Annotated in this window: 21 protein-coding genes and 1 tRNA gene; 15 read left to right on the plus strand and 7 right to left on the minus strand. The window is 56.3% G+C overall.

Going from position 1 to position 23,322, the window contains the following annotated elements; all coding sequences use genetic code 11:
* Nucleotides 1-15: 15 nt before the first annotated feature.
* From QEN58_RS01240 to ispB, 5 genes are all read right to left on the minus strand, one after another.
* On the minus strand, nt 16-1,668 hold the full coding sequence (locus QEN58_RS01240) for a diguanylate cyclase (RefSeq protein WP_280105408.1): 1,653 nt from the start codon (nt 1,666-1,668) through the stop codon (nt 16-18).
* On the minus strand, nt 1,652-2,050 hold the full coding sequence (locus QEN58_RS01245) for a response regulator (protein WP_280105409.1): 399 nt from the start codon (nt 2,048-2,050) through the stop codon (nt 1,652-1,654). Before QEN58_RS01245 ends, QEN58_RS01240 begins: the two co-directional genes overlap by 17 nt.
* 179 nt (nt 2,051-2,229) lie before the next feature.
* A complete protein-coding gene (locus QEN58_RS01250) occupies nt 2,230-3,354 on the minus strand; it encodes an MFS transporter (RefSeq protein WP_280105410.1) in 1,125 nt (374 codons plus the stop codon).
* A 247-nt stretch (nt 3,355-3,601) separates the two neighbouring features.
* Nucleotides 3,602-3,678: transfer RNA gene (locus tag QEN58_RS01255), tRNA-Pro, on the minus strand.
* A gap of 100 nt (nt 3,679-3,778) precedes the next feature.
* Nucleotides 3,779-4,783 (minus strand): octaprenyl diphosphate synthase, encoded by a 1,005-nt coding sequence (gene ispB, locus QEN58_RS01260; RefSeq protein ID WP_280105411.1) that lies wholly within the window; start codon nt 4,781-4,783, stop codon nt 3,779-3,781.
* Between the two features lie 336 nt (nt 4,784-5,119).
* Between ispB and rplU the strand changes: the two genes are divergently transcribed.
* From rplU to proB, 4 genes are all read left to right on the plus strand, one after another.
* A complete protein-coding gene (gene rplU, locus QEN58_RS01265) occupies nt 5,120-5,431 on the plus strand; it encodes a 50S ribosomal protein L21 (protein ID WP_071695057.1) in 312 nt (103 codons plus the stop codon).
* 29 nt (nt 5,432-5,460) lie between these two features.
* A complete protein-coding gene (gene rpmA, locus QEN58_RS01270; RefSeq protein WP_008957069.1) occupies nt 5,461-5,718 on the plus strand; it encodes a 50S ribosomal protein L27 in 258 nt (85 codons plus the stop codon).
* Between the two features lie 209 nt (nt 5,719-5,927).
* A complete protein-coding gene (gene cgtA, locus QEN58_RS01275) occupies nt 5,928-7,115 on the plus strand; it encodes an Obg family GTPase CgtA (protein ID WP_035582832.1) in 1,188 nt (395 codons plus the stop codon).
* Nucleotides 7,116-7,205: 90 nt separating this feature from the next.
* A complete protein-coding gene (gene proB, locus QEN58_RS01280) occupies nt 7,206-8,345 on the plus strand; it encodes a glutamate 5-kinase (RefSeq protein WP_280105412.1) in 1,140 nt (379 codons plus the stop codon).
* 35 nt (nt 8,346-8,380) lie between these two features.
* Here the strand turns inward: proB and QEN58_RS01285 are convergent, their stop codons facing one another.
* Together QEN58_RS01285 and QEN58_RS01290 are read right to left on the minus strand one after the other, a co-directional pair.
* Nucleotides 8,381-9,373: a DUF1853 family protein gene (locus QEN58_RS01285; protein ID WP_280105413.1), complete on the minus strand. Its 993-nt coding sequence runs from the start codon at nt 9,371-9,373 to the stop codon at nt 8,381-8,383.
* A 180-nt stretch (nt 9,374-9,553) separates the two neighbouring features.
* On the minus strand, nt 9,554-10,033 hold the full coding sequence (locus tag QEN58_RS01290) for a PepSY domain-containing protein (RefSeq protein ID WP_280105414.1): 480 nt from the start codon (nt 10,031-10,033) through the stop codon (nt 9,554-9,556).
* 174 nt (nt 10,034-10,207) lie between these two features.
* Between QEN58_RS01290 and QEN58_RS01295 the strand changes: the two genes are divergently transcribed.
* The 11 genes from QEN58_RS01295 (at nt 10,208) to QEN58_RS01345 (ending at nt 23,119) form a co-directional block, all read left to right on the plus strand.
* Nucleotides 10,208-10,576, plus strand: a complete 369-nt coding sequence (locus QEN58_RS01295; protein WP_280105415.1) for a PepSY domain-containing protein — start codon at nt 10,208-10,210, stop codon at nt 10,574-10,576.
* A 37-nt stretch (nt 10,577-10,613) separates the two neighbouring features.
* Complete coding sequence (locus tag QEN58_RS01300; protein ID WP_280105416.1) at nt 10,614-11,288, plus strand: winged helix-turn-helix domain-containing protein; 675 nt, start codon at nt 10,614-10,616, stop codon at nt 11,286-11,288.
* Nucleotides 11,285-12,673, plus strand: coding sequence for a sensor histidine kinase (locus tag QEN58_RS01305; RefSeq protein WP_280105417.1), 1,389 nt, complete (start codon nt 11,285-11,287; stop codon nt 12,671-12,673). Before QEN58_RS01300 ends, QEN58_RS01305 begins: the two co-directional genes overlap by 4 nt.
* Nucleotides 12,674-12,692: 19 nt before the next feature.
* The gene (locus QEN58_RS01310; protein WP_280105418.1) at nt 12,693-14,612 is read left to right on the plus strand and encodes an alkaline phosphatase D family protein; all 1,920 of its coding nucleotides are present in this window, start codon (nt 12,693-12,695) and stop codon (nt 14,610-14,612) included.
* 158 nt (nt 14,613-14,770) lie between these two features.
* The gene (locus tag QEN58_RS01315) at nt 14,771-16,528 is read left to right on the plus strand and encodes an EAL domain-containing protein (protein WP_280105419.1); all 1,758 of its coding nucleotides are present in this window, start codon (nt 14,771-14,773) and stop codon (nt 16,526-16,528) included.
* 103 nt (nt 16,529-16,631) lie between these two features.
* Complete coding sequence (gene phnD / locus QEN58_RS01320) at nt 16,632-17,597, plus strand: phosphate/phosphite/phosphonate ABC transporter substrate-binding protein (RefSeq protein ID WP_280105420.1); 966 nt, start codon at nt 16,632-16,634, stop codon at nt 17,595-17,597.
* A 77-nt stretch (nt 17,598-17,674) separates the two neighbouring features.
* A complete protein-coding gene (gene phnC / locus QEN58_RS01325; protein ID WP_280105421.1) occupies nt 17,675-18,535 on the plus strand; it encodes a phosphonate ABC transporter ATP-binding protein in 861 nt (286 codons plus the stop codon).
* Nucleotides 18,532-19,350, plus strand: coding sequence for a phosphonate ABC transporter, permease protein PhnE (gene phnE / locus QEN58_RS01330; protein ID WP_280105422.1), 819 nt, complete (start codon nt 18,532-18,534; stop codon nt 19,348-19,350). The genes phnC and phnE (QEN58_RS01330) overlap by 4 nt, the downstream gene beginning before the upstream one ends.
* 30 nt (nt 19,351-19,380) lie before the next feature.
* Complete coding sequence (phnE, locus tag QEN58_RS01335; RefSeq protein WP_280105423.1) at nt 19,381-20,196, plus strand: phosphonate ABC transporter, permease protein PhnE; 816 nt, start codon at nt 19,381-19,383, stop codon at nt 20,194-20,196.
* Between the two features lie 49 nt (nt 20,197-20,245).
* Entirely contained in the window at nt 20,246-20,875 is a 630-nt protein-coding gene (locus tag QEN58_RS01340) for a histidine phosphatase family protein (protein WP_280105424.1), read from the plus strand.
* Nucleotides 20,876-21,166: 291 nt separating this feature from the next.
* Complete coding sequence (locus QEN58_RS01345; protein ID WP_280105425.1) at nt 21,167-23,119, plus strand: methyl-accepting chemotaxis protein; 1,953 nt, start codon at nt 21,167-21,169, stop codon at nt 23,117-23,119.
* The last annotated feature ends 203 nt before the right edge of the window (nt 23,120-23,322 follow it).

Consider the following 23,322-nt stretch of genomic DNA (forward strand, 5'->3'; position numbering starts at 1 on the left):
ACATCGCTTTTGATGCTAATCTATCGCCAAACAGACACGGTTGCGGCCACTGTTCTTGGCTTGGTAAAGCGCTTGATCAGCTCGGTTAAGCAGAGACTCGGCGGTGTCATCAGGAAAGTGCTGATTGTCTACCACGCCCGCCGACAAGGTGCAGGCAAACGGGTTGCCGCCGCCGGTAAACTGAATAGCAGCAAAGTCTTCGCGCAGGTTATTCACCATGCGCTCGGCGTGGTCAGCGGTGCAATCAACCAGTACCAAGGTAAACTCTTCTCCACCGTATCTGCCTAGCCGGTCGGTACTCCGGAAACGTTGGCGCAGCAGGGTGCCTACCGCTGCAATGACGACGTCCCCCATGGCATGTCCATGGGTGTCGTTAACGGCCTTGAAGTGGTCGATATCGAGCATGACCACGCTGAAAGGTTGCGGTTTTCGTTGAGTCAACTGCCATTGGTAGTCCAGCGCCTCTTTGATGCTGGCGTGTTTCAACAGACCGGTAAGGCTGTCTCGGTTTTGGGTATCTTCCAGCTTACGTCGTTGCTTTACCCGGGAGCGGCATAGGTTGATGAGAAGGTCGGGATCAATGGGCTTTTCCAGAAACGCATCGCCCCCCTTTAATAATGCCTGGTCGCGTAGCTCTGAATTGAAGTGGCTCGAAAGATACACAATGGGCACCTGAGCCCATTGTTCCACTTGCCTTAAAAGGGCCGCCATCTCTGTGCCGGTAACGTCAGGCAACCAGAGATCCATCAAAATCAGTTCAGGGTTCGCATCATGCATCGCCTCGAATAACGCATCGGCACGATCAAGCACTGTCACGTGCATGCCGGCCTCCTCCAACACGCCTTGAAGGTGCTGAGCCAATTCCTCGTCGTCTTCGACAACCATCACCCGCTCGGGCACGGTATCTTTGGTTTTAATCAATTGCGCCATATAGGAGGCCAGATTGATCATATCCAAGGGTTTGACGAAATAGCTCTGTCCTCCGCTACGTAAGGCGTTGAGGCGCGCCGTGAAGCTTTCCTCGCTGCCGATAAAGAGAACCGGGCAGGTAAAATCTTTTAAATGCTGTTGCCAGAAGGTGACAGGATCAGCCCTGAGGGCCTCTAGCTGGGAGGCACGATGGTCGATTAAGAGCAAATCAGGCGATGAGTTTTTGTCGTCAGCGAGCGCCTCTGCATTAAGCAAATGGCGGATATGAAATCCGAAGCTGTGCAGTTGTTGAACCATATATTCTGCCAACATGGTATCGCGCTCTACCAGCCAGATGACCGGCTCTCCGCCAACGCTTTCTGCCCTGGAAGTCTCTATGCGGATAGCCGATTTTTTGCTTTCATCCGTTTTAAGCGCTTTTTGTAACGCGGTAATCCATTCAAAAACAGGCAGTGGCTGTTTGTCATTGCAAGGTTGCTCCAGGTTTTGTGCTACCTGCAGCTCCTGCTCTCTGGCCTGACGCCCAAGCTGCACGAAGCCGAAGGTACCTGCAGAACCTGCCAGCGAGTGCAAGGCGGCATGTAATTGCTGGAGGGATTGTGTACACGACGGGTCTTCTTCGAGCTGACCAGCGAGCATCGTGAGATGACTAAAATCATCAGCAAGACGTTTTGAGTAGGCAGCAGCTAGCTTTTCCAGCCGGGCAGCGAAGGCTTGGGGGTTAGTTGAGTCGGCCATTAAATGCCTTCCAGATTGAGCGGACGTCGTCAGCGAGCGTCATGGGGTCAAAAGGCTTTGCTATGACGTCTGTGGCCCCGAGCTTCTTATAACGCACCACCTCTTCAGGATGAACTTTAGCCGTCATGAAGGCCACCGCTGTTGCTTCGGTGATATAGCCTTGGCGGCTCAATTCCAACAGCGTGCTAGGGCCATCCATGCCCGGCATCATCACATCAAGTAAAAACATTTGGGGAGCAAACGCTTCAACGTCTCTTAATGCTTGTTCGCCGGAACTACAGGCCTTGACGGTTAAGCCGCCGACATCCTCCAGCGCCATGCATGCGACTAAACGGATATCGTCATCGTCTTCAACGTACATGACTCTTTTTAGTGTATCCAAGCAGCGTCTCCTTCAAGATTTTTTAAAGGATTTATCACCAGCTATTACTGTATGAGCGATGTACTAGAAGTGCCATGCTTTTTTAGTAGCGCCGGTGGCGCGGTTGCCTATTGCAATCAACGGTTGCCCAGCCCATGTTCACCAAGCATTCTGAAGCGTTTTATTACGATGCGGCTGGCCTACAGCTTGCTATCTGCCCGTAGGGTCGTTTTACCCAGAATAATCAGCACGACGGCCAGCAGGCCGCACACCACTGCCATGCCGGTAAATACATTACGCAGCGACTCTAGCCAGATCACGGCCGGGGCGACCACCACCGGGGAGACAAACTGGCCGAAAAAGAAGGTCGAGGTGAAGCCACCAAATACACGGCCGCGCACCCGCTGGGGAGTGATTCGCATCAGCCAGGTGGTGGTATTCGGCATGAAGGCGCCAAGGCCAAAACCGGAAATCGCCGCACCCACAATGGCCATGGCGTAACTCTCGGTGAACCCAACGATCAAAAAGCCAGTGGCCGCCAGCAGGAACCCTAAAACATAGATCGTCATCACCGACAGAAACGGTTTGTAGTAGCCGTAGCAAAACGCCACGATACTGGCCGTTAGGGCCGCCATCGAAAGCGCGATGCCGATCGCCATGCCACTTATCTGGCCCTGCTGAGAGAGCAAAAAGGGGAGTTGGGCGGGAAACATATAAAACATCGCCATGCTGATCATAGCGATGAGGTAGGCAAGCCCGGTGCGCCCATAATCCACCTTCACAGGCGCATCGATGACACCGGTGTTTACGCTACCGCTGGATTTGGGTTCTTGAAGAACCGCCCAGGCATAGGGGAGCAAAAGTACGCCGGTTAGGTAGAGGAGAAACGGGCCGCGCCAACTCCAGTCGGAAAGTATTCCACCAAGGTTAATAAAAATAACCCCGCCCAAAGCCATGCAACTGCTTTGTAGCCCCAAAAAACGGGCGCGTTCGGCGCTTTCAAAATAATCACCTACCAGGGTCGTACTGATACTGAGGATACCGGCCACCGCAATCCCCATTAGCGCGCGGGAACTTAATAGCAGATCCACGCGATCAATGAAAAAGCCCGCAACCCCGGCAAAACCATAGATGCCCAGCATCATCAGCAGCAATTTCTTGCGCCCAAACCGGTCAGCCAGATACCCCATCAGTGGGCTGAACAGGGTAATCATCAGCGCCGGAATGGTTAGGATTAGTTGAATCAACACCTGTGGTTGGTCAGGAAAATGGCGGCTAATTCCCGGCAGCGCAGGCGCGATAATCGCCCCCGACATGACGGTCATGGTGCTGGCAAAGAGGAGTACGGCCTTAATATGCGTTAACTGGCTAATGGTCTTTTTCCATATCAAGAGAAGGAGAGAGTGAAAAGCACAAACGCTTATCGTAGCATATTTGCTAGCAGGCTAATTTTTTTGGCAGTGCTTTTATTGGTAGGCAGCGGCGAGTTGAACCTATATATCACCTAGTTAACACCCAACAAAAAACGGCCACTTGCTGTATTAGCTAAGTGGCCGTTTTTGCTGAATTCTTTGGTCGGAATAGCAGGATTCGAACCTACGACCTCTGCCTCCCGAAGGCAGCGCTCTACCAAGCTGAGCTATATTCCGAATGTTGCCAAGCTGTGCTCATCTGTACTCAACAACGGAGGAGGATCATACTTAGCCAGACGTGTTTTTTCAAGTCCTCGGCGGTATGATCCAGCAATTTTTATGCTTGGCGATCAACCGCTAAGCGGGCCAGCTGGGCCATGCTGTCGCGGTAGGCGCTGGGCGGCAGGGCGTCTAACTGTTGCAGGGCTTTATCGGCCATCTCTTCGGCTCGCTGGCGAGTATAGTCAAGTGCGCCGGTGGCGTGAATAATTTCCAGCACGGCGTCGAGCTGATCAAGCCCGCCATTGCGAATCACTTGGCGAATCAGCTTGGCTTGTTCCGGCGTGCCTTGCTCCATTGCGTGGATCAGCGGCAGCGTTGGCTTGCCTTCTGCCAAGTCGTCACCGACATTTTTGCCCATGGCATCGGCGTCGCCCTGGTAATCCAGCAGGTCATCAATCAACTGGAAGGCGAGACCTAAGTAGCGCCCATAATACTGGAGCGCGCGCTCCTGTTCCGGCGTTGCTTCTGCCAGCACCGCACCGCTGTGAGAAGCCGCTTCAAACAGCATGGCGGTTTTACCCAAAATGGTCTCGAAGTAATCCTCTTCTGAGATGCTAGGGTTGCCGATATTGGTCAACTGCAGCACTTCGCCTTCTGCGATGATGCAGGTAGCGCCGGAAAGGATCGCCATAATGCGCATGGAGCCCACATCGACCATCATCTGAAACGAGCGGGCGTAGAGAAAGTCACCGACCAGTACCGACGGCGCATTGCCCCAGGCGTCATTGGCGGTTTTCTTGCCCCGGCGCATATGCGATTCATCCACGACGTCATCGTGTAGCAGCGTGGAGGTGTGCATAAACTCAATCAATGTAGCCAGCGGGATATGCTTATCGCCGCTGTAGTTGAGAGAGCGGGCGGCCAGTAGCGCCAATAAAGGGCGCAACCGTTTGCCACCGCTTTCGGTAATGTACTGGCCGATCGTTTCGACCAATGGCACTTTAGAGTTGAGTTGTTCGACAATCGTCCGGTTAACGGCTGCGAAGTCATCAGCCACCACGGCGTGCAGCGGTGAAGGTGTTGGGCTGACGGGCTGGGCTGAGGAGACGTTAGCAGTCATGGGATCCGTTCATCGCGGCAGAGGGAGGCGGTAAGTGCCGCCCGTATTTGTGGATTAGTTGTGATCATGTGTTGGGGTCATGCTATGGGGCTGCCTGTTGGGCGTCAAGACACCCGCTGCGGTTACGCTGTGGTAGTGAGAGCCGCAACAATTGACAAGCGCCTGTGGTCTTGTGGTAAGCACCGATAGTCGTTATAATCCGCGACCCACTCATCATGCTCCCTGTCAGATGGCTCCAAAAGGGGCGCCACTCGCAGCAGGTCGATAAGAGCGGAAGGCGATGAGCGTTGGTTACGCGGGGCGTAACCGGCATTAACGATAAGTCCGGAGAGCGACATGTACGCAATTATTAAAAGCGGTGGCAAGCAGTACCGTGTTCAAGAAGGCCAAACCCTCAAGCTCGAGAAAATCGAAGTCGCTACCGGCGAAACGATTGAGTTTGAAGAAGTGCTGATGGTCGCTGACGGCGATGACTTCAACATCGGTGCGCCGATGATCAGTGGTGCTAAAGTCTCTGCCGAAGTGGTTTCCCACGGCCGTGGCGATAAAGTGACCATCATCAAGTTCCGTCGTCGTAAGCACAGCATGAAGCGTCAGGGCCACCGCCAGTGGTTCACTGAAGTCAAAATTACCGGAATTTCTGCGTAAGCGGTCAATTCCCTTAGGAGGATTTTGCAATGGCACATAAAAAGGCAGCCGGCTCCACGCGTAACGGTCGCGATTCCGAGTCCAAACGGTTAGGTGTAAAACTTTTCGGTGGCCAAGCGGCGACTGCGGGTAACATCATCGTGCGTCAGCGCGGCACACGTTTCCACGCGGGCACAGGCGTAGGCCTTGGTCGTGACCACACACTGTTCGCTCTGAGCGACGGTTTTGTGAAGTTTGAGACCAAAGGCCCGAAAAACCGCAAGTTCGTTAGCATCGTTTCTGCCTAAACGGCTAGTGCTATGCTCGCGGTTGCGAGAAAAAAAGGCCCCGCTATGGCGGGGCTTTTTTGTCGGTTAAATCTCTTTTCCAATACGCTTTACCACGATGTTTTTACCACCATGTCTTTATCAGTATGCTGGTGGGAATAAAGGGTTGGGAAAAGATTTGGGAAAACAGTAGTGCATATTAGGGCGGCGGAAGCGGCCGGGAGAATCCAATGCAGTTCGTCGATGAAGCCTCGATTATTGTTGAGGCGGGCAAAGGCGGCAATGGCTGTCTGAGCTTTCGCCGCGAAAAATATGTGCCCAGGGGCGGCCCCGATGGGGGCGATGGCGGTCATGGTGGTAGCGTTTACCTGATTGGTGACGATGCCCTGAATACCTTGATCGATTTTAAATTCCAGCGCTTCTATAAAGCCCAGAATGGGCAGGGCGGCATGGGCCGTCAAATGAGCGGCAAGGCCGGTGAAGACCTGCACGTCAAGGTGCCGGTAGGTACCACGGTGATCGATGAAGACACCCTGGAAGTCATCGCCGATGTGACCGAGATCGGTCAGGTGGTGCTGGTGGGCGAAGGTGGTCGCCGTGGTTTGGGTAACATCCACTTTAAATCGTCTACCAACCGCGCACCGCGCCGTACGACGCCAGGCACCGACGGTGACCGCCGCAACCTACGCCTGGAAATGAAGGTGATGGCCGATGTGGGCCTGTTGGGCATGCCCAACGCGGGTAAATCGACGCTGATTCGCTCGGTGTCCGCCGCCAAGCCCAAGGTCGCCAACTACCCGTTCACCACCTTAGTGCCCAACTTGGGCGTGGTGAAACTGGGCATGCACGAGCACTTTGTCATGGCCGACGTACCTGGCTTGATCGAAGGGGCCTCTGAAGGCGCAGGATTGGGGCTTCGTTTTTTGAAGCACCTAACCCGTACGCGGCTGCTGTTTCACGTGGTCGACGTGGCGCCGTTTGATGAGTCTGATCCGGTGGAAGCGGCCAAGGCGATTGTCCATGAGCTGGGGCAGTTCTCTCCGGCGCTTTCTGAGCGTCCGCGCTGGCTGGTGCTGAACAAGTTTGACCTGCTGCCGGAAGATGAGCGTGAAGAGCGCGCTCAGAAGATTATTCAGGCGCTCAACTGGGAAGGCCCGGTGTTTCGCATTTCGGCGATCAGTAGCGACGGCACCGATAAGCTGGTTCAGGCGGCTTACCGCTGGTTGACCGAGCAGCGTCGCCTTGAGAACGAAGATGAAGAGGCGCTGGCCCGTGAAGAGGAGATGCGCCGCCGCATGGAAGAAGAGTCGGTTGCGCGTACCGAAGATCGTTTGGGTCGTCGGCGTAAGCGCGACGATGAAGATGACGAAGATTTCGACGACGATGATTACGACGTTGAAGTCGAATACGCTCCTTAGTGGTATTGAGCGGGTGCATTCGGTAGTAAGCAAAAAGAGGGCTGCGTTCGCGCGGCCCCTTTTGTGATTGTCTGATTAAGGTGGGGTCGCATGGAAAGTAACGAGCAAATCCTAGGGCGCGGCGCGCTTAGCCGTGCACGGCGAGTAGTCGTGAAAATCGGCAGTGCGCTGCTGACTAACGATGGTCGCGGCCTGGACGAAGCTGCTATTGGCGGCTGGGTGGATCAAATCGCCGCCTTGCACCAGCAGGGGATTGAAGTGGTACTGGTCTCTTCCGGCGCCGTGGCGGCTGGCATGGTGCGTCTTGGCTGGCAGATGCGCCCCAGCGCCGTGCATGAACTGCAGGCGGCCGCAGCGGTTGGCCAAAATGGCCTGACTCAATGCTACGAGCAGCACTTTGCCCGACACGACATGCTCACCGCACAGATTCTGCTTACCCATGACGACCTTTCCAACCGCAAGCGCTACCTGAATGCGCTCTCTGCGCTGCGTACGCTGGTAGAGATGCGCGTAGTGCCGGTCATCAATGAAAACGACACCGTGGTCACCGATGAGATTCGCTTTGGCGATAACGACACCCTAGGTGCACTGGTTGCTAACCTACTGGAAGCGGATGCGCTGCTGATTTTGACCGACCAGGAAGGCCTGTTTGACGCCGATCCACGCCACAATCCAAACGCCCAGATGATTGGCGAAGGGCGGGCCGACGACCCACGCTTAGCCGCCGTAGCAGGCAGCGGTGGAGCACTCGGGCGTGGGGGTATGACCACCAAAGTTCGTGCGGCGCAGTTGGCGGCGCGCTCTGGGGCGGTCACGGTGATTGCTAGCGGCCGTCAGCCTGGCGTTATCAACCGGGTAATGGCGGGCGAAGCACTCGGCACGCTGTTGCGCCCAGACCAAGTGCCCATGGCAGCGCGCAAGCGCTGGCTGGCGGGGCAGTTGCAGGTGCGCGGCACGCTGGTGCTGGATGCCGGTGCGGTCAAAGTGCTGCGCGATAAAGGCTCTAGTCTATTAGCGGTCGGGGTGCGCAATGTGCAGGGCGGCTTTAAACGCGGCGATATGGTGGTATGCGTGGATGAGCAGGGTGCGTCAGTGGCTAAAGGCTTAGTGAACTATGGCGCCGATGAAGCCCGCCAGTTGGCGGGCCAACCCAGCCATCAGATTGAAGCAATCCTCGGTTACGTGGAAGCCCATGAGCTGATTCACCGCGATAACCTTGTGGTCTTATAACCTTTTGATCATATAACTTTAGTGCCGTATACCAACTAGCGCGCCGATGGCGGTAGAGGTACCTGATGCGGCCAGTCGTTGGGTACTAAAAACAGCCGTTTGTAGTGTTCTTCCTCTGGGCAATAAAGCATCACCTGCTGGGGGGAGCGCCACGCTTGCACCCTATCAATAATAGCGGGTAGTAGCTCCGCCGCAGGGCGAAAAGCGCTGAGTGGCGGTGATGCCAACCAGTGGGGCTTTTCCAGCCAAACTAGACGCGGCATGCTGGGAAAGCGGGCGATCAGCGCAGGCCAGTCACGACAATAGCACCATGTGCCCCGGCGGTGGTCAGCCGTCGCGCCCTCGGGCGCGGGCATGGAGGCGTGCCAGGGATAATAAAGCACGCCGGGCATGGCCAGCCGCTGGGTTAACTGCTCGACTAAACGCCTATCACTAACGTCCAGATCCCGTGGCGTTAGCCAATGCGATAGTGTTTTCAGCGCGGGTGCCGTGGTTGAAAGGGGGAGTTGATGTCGTCGCAGGTGAGTGCACTTAAGCGCCAGGCTGTCTAGCCCGCCGGGACCTATCCAACGACTTTGGCTCTTCAAATCCCCAGGCCCTTCAGGTAGACCCAGATAGAACTTGATGGCGACTTCTAAATGCACCGGCGCCGGGTTGTCGCAGGTTCTGTAGAGCATATCCAGCTCGCCCAGGGTGTTGCGCTGACGGGTAATGCGCACGTTTCGGGCGAGCAGTCGCGTATTCGGTGCATGATCTAACAGCGTATGCCACAGGCGTTCGTGATAGTGACCCATGCGCGTTGCGCGGCTGCCGTTCAAGGCGATTAACGGTGGGCGGCCAAGCTGACGAAGCCAGGGTAGTAGCGCTTGCTCCAGCCCTAACTCTTTGATGGTGGGGCGACCGCCACAGGGAATCGGTGGTGGTAGCTCCACCAGATCAGGCGTGGCGACAAGCCAAGCTAAGTCCCGCAGCACCGTTGAGCCGAGTTCTTCATTCCCTAGAGCGCCGTCAACGCCTTCGTTCAGCACGGGTTTCTCCTCAGCACCTTGGTAAGGTCGTCACTATACATTTAGCTGCATGACATTAAGCTCCATGACTTTTAGCTACATGATGTTTAGCGACATGATGTTTAGCAACATAGTTTGGCAGCCTACCATAAACGCAGCGGGCTCCCCGTGGGGAGCCCGCAAAGCGACTAGCTGGAAAAATTAATCGCGCTCAATTTGAGTCACTTCAGAAGAACCTTGGCGCACGCTGATTTCTAACTCACGGCCATCGTCGCCGCGGCCTTCGATATCGATGATGCCGCTTTTACCCATATCGAGAGATTCAAATTCGACCATACCTTCCTGGCTGGCCACGTCTAACGCTTGGCGGATATCATCTTCGCTCATGCCCCAAGCACCGGTAATCAGGCGCTCACGTTGCTCTTGCAGTGTTTCACCGTTGTCGAGTGAAAATTCCACGTCGGCGTACCACTCATCGTCCAGCCAGCCTTCTACTTCGGCGCGGCCACGGCTTTCAATGCTAATTTCTTCGTAGTGGCTGAAACCGTAGTCATTGGCGTGGGTCAATACGTCATCAATACGATCCATCGGCAGCGAGTCGTCGGCCTGGGCACTACCGGCAGCCGCGGCAAGCAGCAGAGCAGAGGTCGGGATCAGCAGCATTTTTTTCATGGTGTTCATGGCAAATTCCTTCTTTACGTATTTAAACGAGAATGTCTATACGACAATGTTTATACAGCAATGAATAAACGGCATTCAGCGAATGCGACAGGGAATTTATACCACCACGATACTTTCCTTAAGCTGACAAAGCTGTTCATCTAGCGTTCATGTTGCCTTTGGCATGCTGGCCCTATGAGTAAAATTCTACGCCACTGTAAAAAGCTACTGTGCAGCGTCCTGCGACGCCCACGCCGCAACGTCACTGGGTTCGCCTTGGTGCTGTTGCTGGCGGGTAGCGCGGTGGGTGACCAACACTGGGAGTCGCTACACGGTGAAGTGCGCCGCGGCGAGGTCGTGCCTCTCGATACTATTTTGGACTGGCTGGAAGCGCACTATATAGGCGAAGTGCTGGAGGTTGAGATGGAGCGTGAAGGGGGCTACGTCGAGTATGAAATAAAACTGCTCGGTCCCCAGGGCCAAGTGGTCGAGTTCGAGTTTGATGGCCATAACGGCCAATTGATGGCCATTGAGGGGGTGCGCATCAATGATATGCGCCGCTAGCCTGTTGATGTCACTTGCCAGAAAGGATAGTTAGCCGATGAAGTGTTTGTTGGTGGAGGATGACCAGGCGCTAGCTCGCGAGCTGAGCCAAGCGCTGCGCGACGGCGACTGGCTTGTAGAGCATGCGGCGAACGGCCAGGAAGCCGATTTCCTAGTGCGCACGGAAGCCTACGACACGCTGATTCTGGATGTCGGGCTACCCGACGGCGATGGTACACGCTGGCTTTCGGCATGGCGGGAAGACGGTATCGACCTGCCGGTGTTGATCCTTACCGCCCGGGAACGCTGGGCCGATAAAGCCGCAGGATTTACTGCCGGGGCAGATGACTACGTCACCAAGCCGTTCGAGTCGGCGGAAGTACTGTTTCGCCTGCGCGCTCTTGTGCGCCGCAGACACGGCCATGCCCATCCAGTACTGAAAGTGGGTGAGCTGAGTTTGGATACCCACACCCAGCACGTCACCTTGGCAGGGCGTCCGGTGGGATTAACCGCCCAGGAAACCCGACTGCTGGGCTATTTAATGCACGCCGCACCGCGGGTGGTGAGCCGCACCGAACTCTCGGAGCACGTTTATGACCGCGACCACGAGCCGGACTCCAATGTGATCGATGTTCAGGTCAGCCGCCTACGTCGCAAGTTGGGCAGTTGGCGAATTGCCACCCTGCGCGGCCAGGGCTACCGCTTATTATCAGAAGAGCCCGCTACCGAATGAGTCGACTCAATTCGGTTTGGCCCGAACGTTGGGTAAGGCGCTGGGCAAAGCGCTCCATAAGCTTGCGGCTACTGCTGGCGGTGCTAGTGATGATAGGGCTGGCGCTGCCCGTTGCGGGGACGCTGCTTTCCCACCACTACCACGCCGCCGCAACTCAAGCCTTCGACGAGCGGTTGGGTGCCACCCTCAACGTCATTATGGCGGGCGTTACTTACGACCGCATAGAGCAGCAGCTTGTCCACGACAGGGCGCTGGGCGACCCGCGTTTTGATAATGTCTACTCCGGCTGGTACTGGCAAATCACCGATGGCGAGCAGCATACGTTGGCCTCGCGCTCGCTGTGGGATCAGCGCCTGCCGGTGATCGATAGCGACATCCTTAGCGCCCGCTCGATACCCGGCCCCCGGGGGCAATCGCTTCGCGTGGTAGAGCGTGATATCTATTTGGCGCCATTAGAAGCACCGCTACATATTAGCGTCGCCGCCCGGGATGATGTGTTGGCCCGCGATATTGGCGAATTTCAACGCCTGCTGTGGGGCGGTTTAGTGGGTTTAGGCGTTCTGCTACTCGGCGTGTTGGCGCTGCAGGTACGCTGGGGGCTAGCGCCGCTACGCCGCATGCACGCCAACCTGCATGAGGTGGAGCAGGGGAGCGCTGAACAGTTAGATACCCGCTTGCCTGATGAGCTGGCGACGCTTGCAGCCTCAATGAACGCGGTGCTGGCTCGCGACCAGCGCTTGATCGAGCGTGGCCGCCATACCGCGGGCAACCTGGCCCATGCGCTGAAAACCCCGCTGAGCGTGATGCGCCTGCAGCTACGCCAACTGCCGGAAGCGAACCGCGCCGCCTGGGAGGTTGAGCTAGAGCGCGTGGATAGCGCGGTACGTCATCATTTGGCACGCGCTTCAGCGGCGGGCGAAGGCGTACGCTTTGCGCCGATTGATTTACACGCCACCCTAGCGCCGCTGCTCAACGGGCTTTCCAGGCTTGCCCAGCGGCGTGGCATTGAGCTTCGCCAAACCTGGGCGGGCGACGTTAAGGTGCATATGGATGGGCAGGATATCCAAGAGCTGGTGGGCAACGTCATGGACAATGCGCTGCGCTGGGCAGATAGCGATGTGCAGTTACAGGTAGAGAGGGACGAGGAGCTGTTAACCTTGACCGTTAGCGACGATGGCCCTGGCATGTCAGAAGACGAGTGCCAGCAGGCGGTGCAGCGCGGTAAACGTTTGGATGAACAGCGCTCGGGCAGTGGCCTGGGTTTGGCGATTGTGACAGACCTTGTCGCCCTGTACAGCGGCCAACTGCACCTTAGCCGCGCCAGCACAGGCGGGTTGAAAGTGGTAGTGGAATTGCCCGTCATAGCGCGTAATCCTCTTGCATAACTAATGGAGACCGCACCGAATGAATCGCACAGATACGCTGCCCGATATAGTCGCCGGTCCCCTGTTAAGGCGCATCAGCACGACTCGGCTGGTACTGTGGCTAGTCGCCACTCGGCCACTAAACATGACCTTGGTGCTACGCCCCGGGCACGCCGATAGCCAGTCGATCGGCTTAGCGCACCACCAGCAGTGCATTGCCATCGGCCAGCGGGCCTTTATCTACCTGATCGATTGTGAGCTTGAGTCAGCGCTGCCTTGCGATGAGCGCATCGAGTACGACCTGCAGGTGGAAACCCTGCAGGGCGAGTGGCGCTCTTTACCCGAGTGGGCGCCGTGGCTTTGTTATGACGGCGCCACCTATCCCGCCTTTGTGATTGCCTCGCGGCATCACCGCCTGATGCATGGCTCCTGCCGCAAGCCTCATCACGACAGTGCCGATGGCCTGGTGCGCGCCGATAGCTGGCTTGCCGAGCAGCAGTCAGCACCCACCGAGTGGCCCGCTTGGCTGCTGATGACCGGAGACCAGGTGTACGCCGACGACGTGGCCGGGCCAATGCTACGCGCCGTGCATGCGTTGATTGAGCGATTAGGGCTGGTGGATGAGTGGCTGGAAGGCGCGACTGTCGATGATAGTCAGGCGCTCTACCGCTCGCCGTATAGCTACTACCGGCGTGCTGAACTGTTGCCGGATGTGACTAGCAACACGGCCCTGCGCGAACGCTTCTTCGGCGGCGTCAAAAAGCCCGTGTTTACCTCGGCGAATGCCCATAATCACTTGATGACACTGGCCGAAATGCTCGCCATGTACTGCCTTGTTTGGTCGCCGACGCCCTGGCAAGTCATTGCGCCAACGCCGCCTGATTTAGATGACAAAGATGCCGAGTTGTATCGTCAGGAGCAGGCGGTGATCGATGACTTTGTTGCGGGTTTGCCCCAGTGCGCGCGACTGATGGCGCATCTGCCCAGCTTGATGATCTTCGACGACCACGATGTCACCGACGACTGGAACCTGACCGCCGACTGGGAGCGTGCCGCTTACGGCAACCCGTTCTCTAAACGCATTATCGGTAATGCCCTGGTGGCCTATCTGCTTTGCCAGGCTTGGGGTAACGACCCGGATAAGCTGAACCCGTTAGTCCATCACGCTTCGACCCTGCTGGGCGATGGCGACCAATCGCTAGCGTGCGCTGAACAGGATGGGTTGATTGAGCGGCTGCTGCGCTTTCAGGGCTGGGAGTTTCAGGTGCCCGGCACCCCCACACTGATTGTGCTGGATACCCGCACCCGACGCTGGCGCAGCGAACGCAGCCCGCACCGGCCTTCGGGCTTGATGGACTGGGAAGCGCTAATGGAGATGCAGCAGGCGCTTATGGGCGCCAAAAGTGCGGTGATTGTCTCCCCCGCGCCGATGTTTGGCGTCAAGTTGATAGAGGGAATCCAAAAGCTGTTTACCCTCGCCGGTAAGCCGCTGGTGGTGGATGCCGAAAACTGGATGGCCCATAGGGGTGCGGCCAATACGCTGCTGCAGATTTGGCGGCACTCCAAAACCCCCGGCAACTACGTCATTTTGTCTGGCGACGTGCACTACTCGTTTGTCTACGACATTGTGGTGCGCCATCAGCGGCGTGCCCCTTATCTGTGGCAGATCACCTCCAGCGGAATCAAAAACACCTTTCCCAAAGACCTGCTCAATACCTTTGACCGGCTCAATCGCTGGCTCTACGCGCCATGGTCGCCGCTGAATTGGTTCACCAAGCGCCGCAAGCTAAGCGTTCACCCCCGCGACCCTGATCGTGCAAGTGCTGGCGAACGGCTGTGGAACGGCAGCGGTATTGGTTTAGTAACGCTTGATGAGAAGGGCCACCCAATCGATATCCGCCAGCTCGACGCCGACGGCAGTGAGGTGGTCTTTCCAGCGCGGAATAAGCCGCTCACTTGATTTTAAATTAGCGCCAACTGCCTGACGTCACTGGTGTTTGTCATGATAGCGTCACAAAAATGACGCACGCTTGCAGCTTACCAACAATCTCCAGGGAAGGTGACACATCATAGGCACCACCGCTGGTTATTAGGGTGGCAGAATAGGGCAGCAGGCAAATGACCGCACAAGAAGCGCAGTGGTTGAAAAAGATTATTGCAACAGAAGAGTTGCATGTGCTCTTTCAGCCCATTGTGGATGCCAGTCAGCAGGCAATCTATGGCTACGAAGCGCTGATTCGTGGGCCGAAAACGTCACCACTTCACTCGCCGTTACGCCTGTTTGAAGTAGCCACCCAGGCCGGAAAGCTGGTGGAGTTAGATATCCTCTGCCGGCGCTTGGCCATCAACCGCTTTGCTGAGCTCGAACTACCCGGCCTGCTGTTTCTTAACGTGATGCCGCTGACCATCGTCGAGCGTGATTTTCGCGAAGGCTTAACGCTTGGCTTTATTCGTGACAGCGGCTTGCCCCCAGAGCGGGTGGTGATTGAACTCACCGAACACGTGCCAATCCACGACTATGAGCTAATGCGCCAGGCGGTGGCTCACTATCGCACCATGGGCTTTCAGGTAGCGCTGGATGATCTCGGCGCTGGGCACTCAAGCCTGCGTCACTGGTCAGAGCTGCGCCCCGATTTCGTTAAGCTCGACCGGCACTTTATCTCCGGCATCGACCAGGATCCTGCCAAGCGAGAATTCTTGCGCTCGATTCTCGACGTGGCCCGCAGCCTGGACTGCCAAGTCATCGCCGAAGGGGTGGAGACCGCCGCAGAGCATCTCTGCTTGTGGGAGCTTGACCGCGGGCTCGCACTGCTGCAAGGCTTCTATTTCGCCCGACCCAACCAACAGCCGCCTTTAGAACTCAACATGGTGCTACCGGCGACTACCCAATTAAGAAGCCCTGCCGGGCGCACCGCGCGCTCGATTTTGCGGGCGATCGCTCCCATCACGACAGATTGCGCAGTGCCTTATCTCTCTGATCGATTTCGCCAACAGCCTAGCTTGCGTTGTGTGGCCGTGCTGGAAAATGGTAAGCCTGTGGCGGTGGTGCGACGCAATGCGTTTTTAACCCTGTTTACCAATCCCTATAGCCATGCGCTGTATGCCAAACGCCGCGTACTGGACGTGGCTGATGCCCGCATGCTGGTAGCCGAAGCGGATACCCCGCTTGAGATCTTGAGTCAGAAGTTGACCGACAGCCGGGATATTGAGCAGGAGGACTTTGTCATCGTAAACGCCAACGGTGACTACCTGGGGATGGGCAATATCGTTGACCTGTTGCGCGAGATTACCGCGATTCAGGTGCGCCAAGCGCGGCACGCCAACCCGCTGACCGGCCTGCCGGGCAATATTCTGATTAATGAAACCCTGGCCAGCTACTTGGCTGCCGAGCGGGGATTTGCCGCCGCCTACGTTGATTTGGATAACTTTAAAGCCTTCAACGATGCTTATGGCTACGCCCGAGGTGACCACATCATTATTTCGCTATCGCGGCTGCTGCAGGCGCAGGTAGAGAACGTCGGGGGCTTTATCGGCCATATTGGCGGTGATGATTTTATGATGTTGCTGCCGCTTGAACACTGGGAAGGGGTTTGTCAGCAAATTCTGCACTCATTCGAAGTGATGGCGCCGGGCTTCTATGAAGAGGTTGACCGCCTTCAGGGCGGGATTTACATCGAAAACCGGCAAAATAACGTGACATTTTTCCCGTTCGTTAGCGTCTCGATTGCTGTGAAGCCCATCTCTGAGGCAACCAGCACTCAATCGCTGGATATTGCAGGCGAGCTTTCCGAACTGAAGCATCAGGCCAAAAAAATCCCTGGCAACAGTCTGTTTGTAGAGCGCCGCGGTCATGAAGCCTCTCAATCCGTACATTAATACCTTTCGTTAAAACGTCACGAAGTGGTCACATAAGTGCCCCATTTCTGTCACTCGAAGTCGTCAGGATGTTGTCATCTTCTAATAACGCTACAGGTGACCCATGCAGACATTATCCTTTTCCCGCACGTTAATTAGCGCCGCCGTTGCCAGTACTTTCGCTTTAGTCGCGGTGAGCGCCTCAGCGGATCTTTCATCGCGCTATGTGGATAACGATGGCGATATGGTCGCCGATGTTCCCAGCGATGAGTCTCAGTGGGTGGATCCGGATACCTTGGTGTTTGCCTATACGCCGGTTGAAGATCCAGCGGTTTACGCTGATGTCTGGTCTGACTTTTTGGATCACCTGAGCGAAGCGACCGGCAAAAAAGTGCAGTTCTTTCCGGTGCAGTCCAACGCTGCCCAGCAGGAAGCACTGCGCGCTGGCCGTCTCCACGTAGCCGGTTTCAATACCGGTGGCGTACCGGTCGCGGTTAACTGCGGTGGCTTTCGCCCCTTCGCCATGATGGCGGCGGAAGATGGCAGCTTTGGCTACGAGATGGAGATCATCACCTACCCAGGAAGCGGCATTGAAGCCGTTGAAGACTTGCAGGGTCGCCAGCTAGCGTTTACCTCCGAGACTTCCAACTCTGGCTTCCGCGCCCCGTCGGCGTTGCTGCGTTCTGAGTACGGCATGGAAGCGGGCGAAGATTTCGAGACCGCTTTTTCGGGCTCCCACGACAACTCCATTCTCGGCGTGGTCAACGAAGACTACGACGCCGCGGCGATTGCTAACTCCGTGGGCAAGCGAATGATTTCCCGCGGCGTGGTTAACGAAGGTGATTACGACATTATCTACACTTCACAAACCTTCCCCACCACCGCCTACGGGCTGGCGAATAACCTGAACCCGGAGCTTGCCGAGAAAATTCAGGATGCATTTTTCAGCTACGACTGGGAAGGCACTGCCCTTGAGTCGGAATTCGCCAACTCCGGTGAAGCACAGTTTATTCCGATTACCTATCAGGACAACTGGGCGGTTATTCGCACTATCGCTGACGCCAACGGCGTGACCTACGACTGCGATTAACCTTGTAGGCAGCAGGCTTTGTACGGCCAGGAAGGCTACCCTTTCTGGCCGTTTAGTTATGTATACGAGGTAGGAAAATGTTGACACTAAGCGGTGTAGGTAAGCGCTACCCAACCGGGGATCGGGCGCTTACCGATATTGAACTCACGCTGCCTAAAGGCCAAGTGATGGCGCTGATTGGCCCCTCTGGCGCGGGTAAAAGCACGCTAATTCGCTGTGTGAACCGGCTGGTTGAGCCTACCCAGGGTAGTATTCGTCTGGACGGCACGGAGCTGACTAAGCTCTCGGGGCATAAGCTGCGTCACGCCCGCCGCTCCATGGGGATGATTTTCCAGGAGTATGCGTTGGTAGACCGCTTAACCGTGATGGAGAACGTGCTCTCTGGTCAGCTTGGTTGCGTGGGCTTTTGGCGCAGTTTCCTGCGCCGCTATCCGCAGGAGGCCGTGGTTGAAGCCTTTCGCTTGTTGGAGCGGGTAGGGCTGCCGCATGCTATTGATAAACGTGCCGATGCCCTGTCTGGCGGCCAACGCCAACGGGTGGGTATCGCCAGGGCGCTCCTGCAAAGTCCTAAGCTGTTGCTGGTTGACGAGCCGACCGCCAGTCTCGACCCGAAAACCTCCCGCCAGATCATGCGCTTGATTCGCGAACTATGCGCAGAGCGCGAGTTGGCGGCGATCATCAATATCCACGACGTAGCGCTGGCCCAGCAGTTTGCTGACCGCATTGTCGGCCTGCGGGCGGGTGAGATCGTCTTTGATGGTCTTCCCAGCGAACTCACCAGTGAGATCCTCACAACGATCTACGGTGAAGAGGATTGGGATACCACGCCTGAACCAATGAATGATGAAGTCAGCAGAAAAGAGGCGACTAACACTGATCCGGTTAATCCTCCTTACGCGCGGGTGATGTCGTCATTTGAAGCGGGAGCGGCACGATGAGTGAGCAGGCACGCCAGCAGGCGGCGCAGCGCGGCGAGTGGCGGCGACTCCCACTGATCGAGAGTCCACGTTTACGCTGGGGGCTCGCCATCGGCGCGGTGGTGTACCTCTTTCTAGCGCTTGCCTCGGTTGAGGTGAACTGGGCGCGGGTAGCGGAAGGCGCAGGCCGGGCGGTTAATTTTTTAGGCGCTTTTATGCAGCCTGACTTTGTCAGTCGCTATGACGATATCGTCGCGGGCCTGCTGGAAAGTTTAACCATGACGCTCACCTCCACGGTATTGGGTGTGCTGCTGGCGATACCCGTGGGCTTAGGGGCGGCGCGTAATATTTCACCGCTACCGATCTACTTTGTGTGTCGCGCAATTATTGCCGTTTCGCGCACATTTCAAGAGATTATTATCGCCATTCTATTTGTGGTGATGTTCGGCTTCGGGCCCTTTGCGGGCATGATCACCCTGGCCTTCGCGACGATTGGCTTTATGGCTAAGCTGCTGGCGGAAGATATCGAAGATTTGGATTGGCGTCAGGTAGAAGCGGTGCGCGCTACGGGCGCCAGTTGGTGGCAAACCATGAATCACGCCGTGCAGCCCCAGGTAATGCCGCGCTTGATCGGGCTTTCCATGTACCGTCTGGATATCAACTTCCGTGAGTCCTCGGTGATTGGCATTGTCGGTGCAGGCGGCATCGGCGCCACGCTAAACACCTCGCTGAGCCGCTATGAGTACGATACCTCCGCGGCAATTCTGTTGATCATCATCGCTATCGTGCTGCTGTGTGAATATAGCTCTAGCCACGTTCGTCGCTGGACTCAGTAACCCCTGGCCCCGGAATTATGGAGAACCGTTATGCCCGTATCGACTACATCTGAGGGTCAGCCGGTTTGGCGGCGGCGCACGACCCGTGCTCAATGGCTGCAGTACTTGGCTTGGCTGGCGGGTGTCAGCCTATTTCTGCTCTGCTGGAAGGTGATTTCCGACAACACTATGTGGGTATTTGTGGAAGATGCCGGTCGCCAGGGGGCGGATCTGATCAGCCGCATGACCCCTCCCGAGTGGCGCTACGCCAACGTGCTCTGGAAGCCCATGTGGGACACCCTCAATATCGCCACTTTGGGCACCGCATTAGGGATTATGATGGCATTTCCGGTGGCATTTTTAGCTGCCCGCAATACCACGCCGCATCCGCTGGTGCGAAGCGCCGCCCTGATCATCATCGTTTCATCGCGCTCCATCAACTCGCTGATTTGGGCGATGCTGTTGGTGACCATTCTTGGCCCTGGTGTGTTGGCGGGGATTATTGCCATTGCCCTGCGCTCCATCGGCTTTGTGGGCAAGCTGCTTTACGAAGCGATTGAGGAGATCCATCCCACGCCCGTTGAAGCGATTAGCGCTACCGGCGCTAGCCGCATGCAGGTGATGAACTACGGTGTACTGCCCCAGGTGATGCCGGCGTTTGCAGGGATTAGCGTCTACCGTTGGGACATTAATATTCGCGAGTCGACGGTATTAGGCTTGGTCGGCGCGGGCGGTATTGGCCTGCAGTTGAATGCCTCGATTAACAGCCTCGCCTGGGATCAGGTTAGCGTCATTTTTATTATGATTTTTGCCACCGTTCTGGTGTCGGAGTGGATTTCCGCACGTGTGCGTCACGCGATTCTCTAATCATCGTTTTCCTAATCTGCAAATTGCCTAGATCGGCGAGGTGACTCCTATGCGCTTTCCTGAAGCCGAACAAACAACGATAGATTTACTGCGCCACGGTGAGCCGGTGGGCGGGCGTATGCTCCGCGGCTCCACCGACCATCCGCTGAGTGAAACCGGCTGGCAGCAGGTGACCGATGCCGTGATGCGGCAGACGGTCGACGGGCATTTGCCCTACGATGCGATCGTGACCTCGCCGTTAACACGCTGCCGTGAATTTGCCCTATGGCTGGGGGAGGAGTTTGATCTGCCCGTTCAGGTGGAAGACGATTTCGCCGAACTGCACTTGGGGCGGTGGGAAGGCAAAACCCACGCCCAGGTATTTGCCGAAGAGGGCACCGAGAGAATGAATGCCTTTTGGTTTGATCCTGCCGCAGTGTCTCCGCCCGGTGGAGAAACCCTGCAAGCCTTTGACGCGCGCTTGGCCGGGGCCTGGCAGCAGCTGTTAAGTAATCCGCCGGGTAAGCATGTGCTGGTAGTGGCGCATCTATTTGTCTGCAATGGCCTGCTGCGCCAAGTGATTGAGCAGCCTCTTTCGCGGGTATTGGCAATGGATTTACCCTACGCGGCGATGAGCCGGGTGCGTCATGAACGCCATGTGCTGGGTGAAACCAGTTTTATCGAGTGGATTGGCCGTTAATTATTGATCGGCGCGTTTTGGCGCGCCGCTATCCTAGCCTATAAAAGTCCTTCAACTCAGTTACTTGTTGGGCCTGAAAATCCGTCAGGCTTTATGACTTGAATCAATAAAGAGTCCCCCAAACGCCCTATACTCGCGCCGTTTGTTATTATTTTCCCCATTAAAAACTAAGCGTAATTGACTACACGGCAGAGTTCGGCAGACTTAGCTAAACGCGTCAACTGATGCGGACAATAATAATCTAGCACGCCGCTTACCTCCCCAACGACGCTATCTGTTTGAGGCTAAGCTATGAAAACTATCGTTAACCGCATGTCGATGCGGTTTAAATTTGCCTGTGTATTGCTGCTTCCGCTGCTTGCCTTGGCTTGGTTTGCTACCCAAGGCATTATGGAACGGCGCGCCACGGTGCAGGAGTTTGACCGACTTCACGCCTTGACCCAACTGGCCCAGCGTGCCGGTGATGCCGTGCACCAAATGCAGCTTGAGCGGGGCATGACCGCTGGCTTTCTGGGCAGCGAAGGTGACGCTTTTGGCAATCAGCTTAACCAGCAGCGTCCCAACACTGACGCAGCTGTTCTGGCTTTCCGAGCGCAGCGCGATGCGTTGGCGCCAGAGCTGCTAACGCCTGCTGTCGAACAACGACTCAACGAAATTGACGCCCAGTGGCAGCGCCAGGCAGCCTTACGCAAGCGTGTCGATGACCTGGATATTGCCATGGGCGATGCGTTAAGCCACTACACCGGCATCAACGGCCAACTAATGGCCTTTGTCGGTACGCTGTCGCATCTGACCAGCGAGGGGGACATTGCGCGCCAGCTAAATGCCTACGAGCAGCTGCTGGAAGCCAAAGATTTGGCGGGCATTGAGCGGGCGCTGCTGGCCAATGCATTTGCAGCAGACGGTATGCCGCCTGCAATGCTGCAGCGTTTTTTGAAGCTGATCGGCAAAGAGCAGGCATACTTGGATAGCTTCCGCAGTTTGGCCGGTAATGAGGGTCGCGAACAACTTGATCAAGCCTTAAGCGGGCCAGAAATTGAGCGCCTGCTGGAGCGTCGCGAACTGGCTATTAGCCAAGCCGAAGTGGGTGGCTATGGGGTGGAGCCAGAGCAGTGGTTCGAGTGGCAGACGGTGAAAATTGGCCGTTTGAAAGCCTTGGAGGATCGTATTGCAACCGCTGTAGTGAGTGAGACCCTTGTGCTTCGTAAGGAAGCGCAACAGGCGCTTTGGCAGTATGCAGTGATTGCGCTGTTCGCCAGTTTGATGGCAATTATCGCTACCGCATTGATGGTGCGTGCGATTACCCAACCGCTCAACCAAGCACTGACTGACATCGCGAACCGGGGTAACGATTTAACCCAACGCTTGGCAGTGCCGGGTAGCGATGAGTTGTCACAGCTGTACTTGGCGTTCAATGAGTCGTCGGCGGTGACCGAAGCACTAGTGGCTGATGTGAAGCGCAATGCACAGTCGGTGGCGGTAGCCAGCAATCAGATGGCCCAGGGCAACCAAGACCTTGCACAGCGGACAGAAGAACAGTCCGCCTCACTGGTGCAAACCGCATCGAGCATGGAGCAAATCACCGCGACGGTGCGTCAGAGTGCTGAAAACGCCCAGCAAGCCCAGCAAATAACGGATGATGTGACTCACCAGGCCCAAGAAGCTACCCAGGTCGCTTCACAAGCCCAGCAGGCAATGCACCAAATCCTGCAAGCCAACGAGCAGGTGACCAGCATTGTCGCGACCATCGACAACATCTCTTTCCAGACCAATTTGCTGGCGCTTAACGCCTCGGTTGAAGCAGCTAGAGCCGGTGAGCACGGGCGCGGTTTTGCGGTGGTCGCGGATGAAGTGCGTAAATTGGCTAGCCGCAGTGCGCAGGAAGCCAGCCAGATCCGTCATTTGATCGACAATAACGTGGCAAAAATTGCCGAGGGTGAAAACCTAGTCACCTCGACCAATGAGATCTTGGTGCGTATCGCCCAGCGCCTTGGGCAGATGGCGAATCTGATGGGGGAAATGACGTCGGCTACCCATGAACAGTCGGCTGGGATTGAGCAAATTAACCGCGCCATGGCGCAGTTGGAAGAGGTCACTCAGCAAAATGCTGCCTTGGTTGAAGAAATGGCGGCAGCGAGCCGCTCCCTCGATGATCAGGCGGATGATATGAACAGCAAAGTGAGCGATTACCAGGTGAGCGATTTCGGCTTGGCAGCCAACCGTTTAACGCTCTCTCTCGCGTAGCTTGCCCGCCGTTGTACTACTAAAGCGATTTAACTTATTACCTCGTCAGCCGATAAGGTACTTTGCAGTGCAAAGTACCTTCGCCGTCATAGGGTGTTATTATGCTTAGCAATACTACTACTTTCATAATAATGGCTCTATTGACCTAATAACGGCTCTATATAACAGCGAACCTATATAGCGGCGGCTCTATAAAAACGACG

The sequence above is a fragment of the Halomonas alkaliantarctica genome (assembly GCF_029854215.1).
Classification (GTDB): domain Bacteria; phylum Pseudomonadota; class Gammaproteobacteria; order Pseudomonadales; family Halomonadaceae; genus Vreelandella; species Vreelandella alkaliantarctica_A.

Coding starts and splice junctions, on each gene's coding strand:
- QEN58_RS01290 (WP_280105414.1), bottom strand. CDS start 10,033: ATGAACACCATGAAAAAAATGCTGCTGATCCCGACCTCTGCTCTGCTG.
- QEN58_RS01310 (WP_280105418.1), top strand. CDS start 12,693: ATGAATCGCACAGATACGCTGCCCGATATAGTCGCCGGTCCCCTGTTA.
- rplU (WP_071695057.1), top strand. CDS start 5,120: ATGTACGCAATTATTAAAAGCGGTGGCAAGCAGTACCGTGTTCAAGAA.
- QEN58_RS01300 (WP_280105416.1), top strand. CDS start 10,614: ATGAAGTGTTTGTTGGTGGAGGATGACCAGGCGCTAGCTCGCGAGCTG.
- proB (WP_280105412.1), top strand. CDS start 7,206: ATGGAAAGTAACGAGCAAATCCTAGGGCGCGGCGCGCTTAGCCGTGCA.
- QEN58_RS01305 (WP_280105417.1), top strand. CDS start 11,285: ATGAGTCGACTCAATTCGGTTTGGCCCGAACGTTGGGTAAGGCGCTGG.
- phnE (WP_280105423.1), top strand. CDS start 19,381: ATGCCCGTATCGACTACATCTGAGGGTCAGCCGGTTTGGCGGCGGCGC.
- cgtA (WP_035582832.1), top strand. CDS start 5,928: ATGCAGTTCGTCGATGAAGCCTCGATTATTGTTGAGGCGGGCAAAGGC.
- QEN58_RS01345 (WP_280105425.1), top strand. CDS start 21,167: ATGAAAACTATCGTTAACCGCATGTCGATGCGGTTTAAATTTGCCTGT.
- phnE (WP_280105422.1), top strand. CDS start 18,532: ATGAGTGAGCAGGCACGCCAGCAGGCGGCGCAGCGCGGCGAGTGGCGG.
- phnD (WP_280105420.1), top strand. CDS start 16,632: ATGCAGACATTATCCTTTTCCCGCACGTTAATTAGCGCCGCCGTTGCC.
- QEN58_RS01250 (WP_280105410.1), bottom strand. CDS start 3,354: ATGACCGTCATGTCGGGGGCGATTATCGCGCCTGCGCTGCCGGGAATT.
- QEN58_RS01295 (WP_280105415.1), top strand. CDS start 10,208: ATGAGTAAAATTCTACGCCACTGTAAAAAGCTACTGTGCAGCGTCCTG.
- rpmA (WP_008957069.1), top strand. CDS start 5,461: ATGGCACATAAAAAGGCAGCCGGCTCCACGCGTAACGGTCGCGATTCC.
- QEN58_RS01340 (WP_280105424.1), top strand. CDS start 20,246: ATGCGCTTTCCTGAAGCCGAACAAACAACGATAGATTTACTGCGCCAC.
- phnC (WP_280105421.1), top strand. CDS start 17,675: ATGTTGACACTAAGCGGTGTAGGTAAGCGCTACCCAACCGGGGATCGG.
- QEN58_RS01240 (WP_280105408.1), bottom strand. CDS start 1,668: ATGGCCGACTCAACTAACCCCCAAGCCTTCGCTGCCCGGCTGGAAAAG.
- ispB (WP_280105411.1), bottom strand. CDS start 4,783: ATGACTGCTAACGTCTCCTCAGCCCAGCCCGTCAGCCCAACACCTTCA.
- QEN58_RS01315 (WP_280105419.1), top strand. CDS start 14,771: ATGACCGCACAAGAAGCGCAGTGGTTGAAAAAGATTATTGCAACAGAA.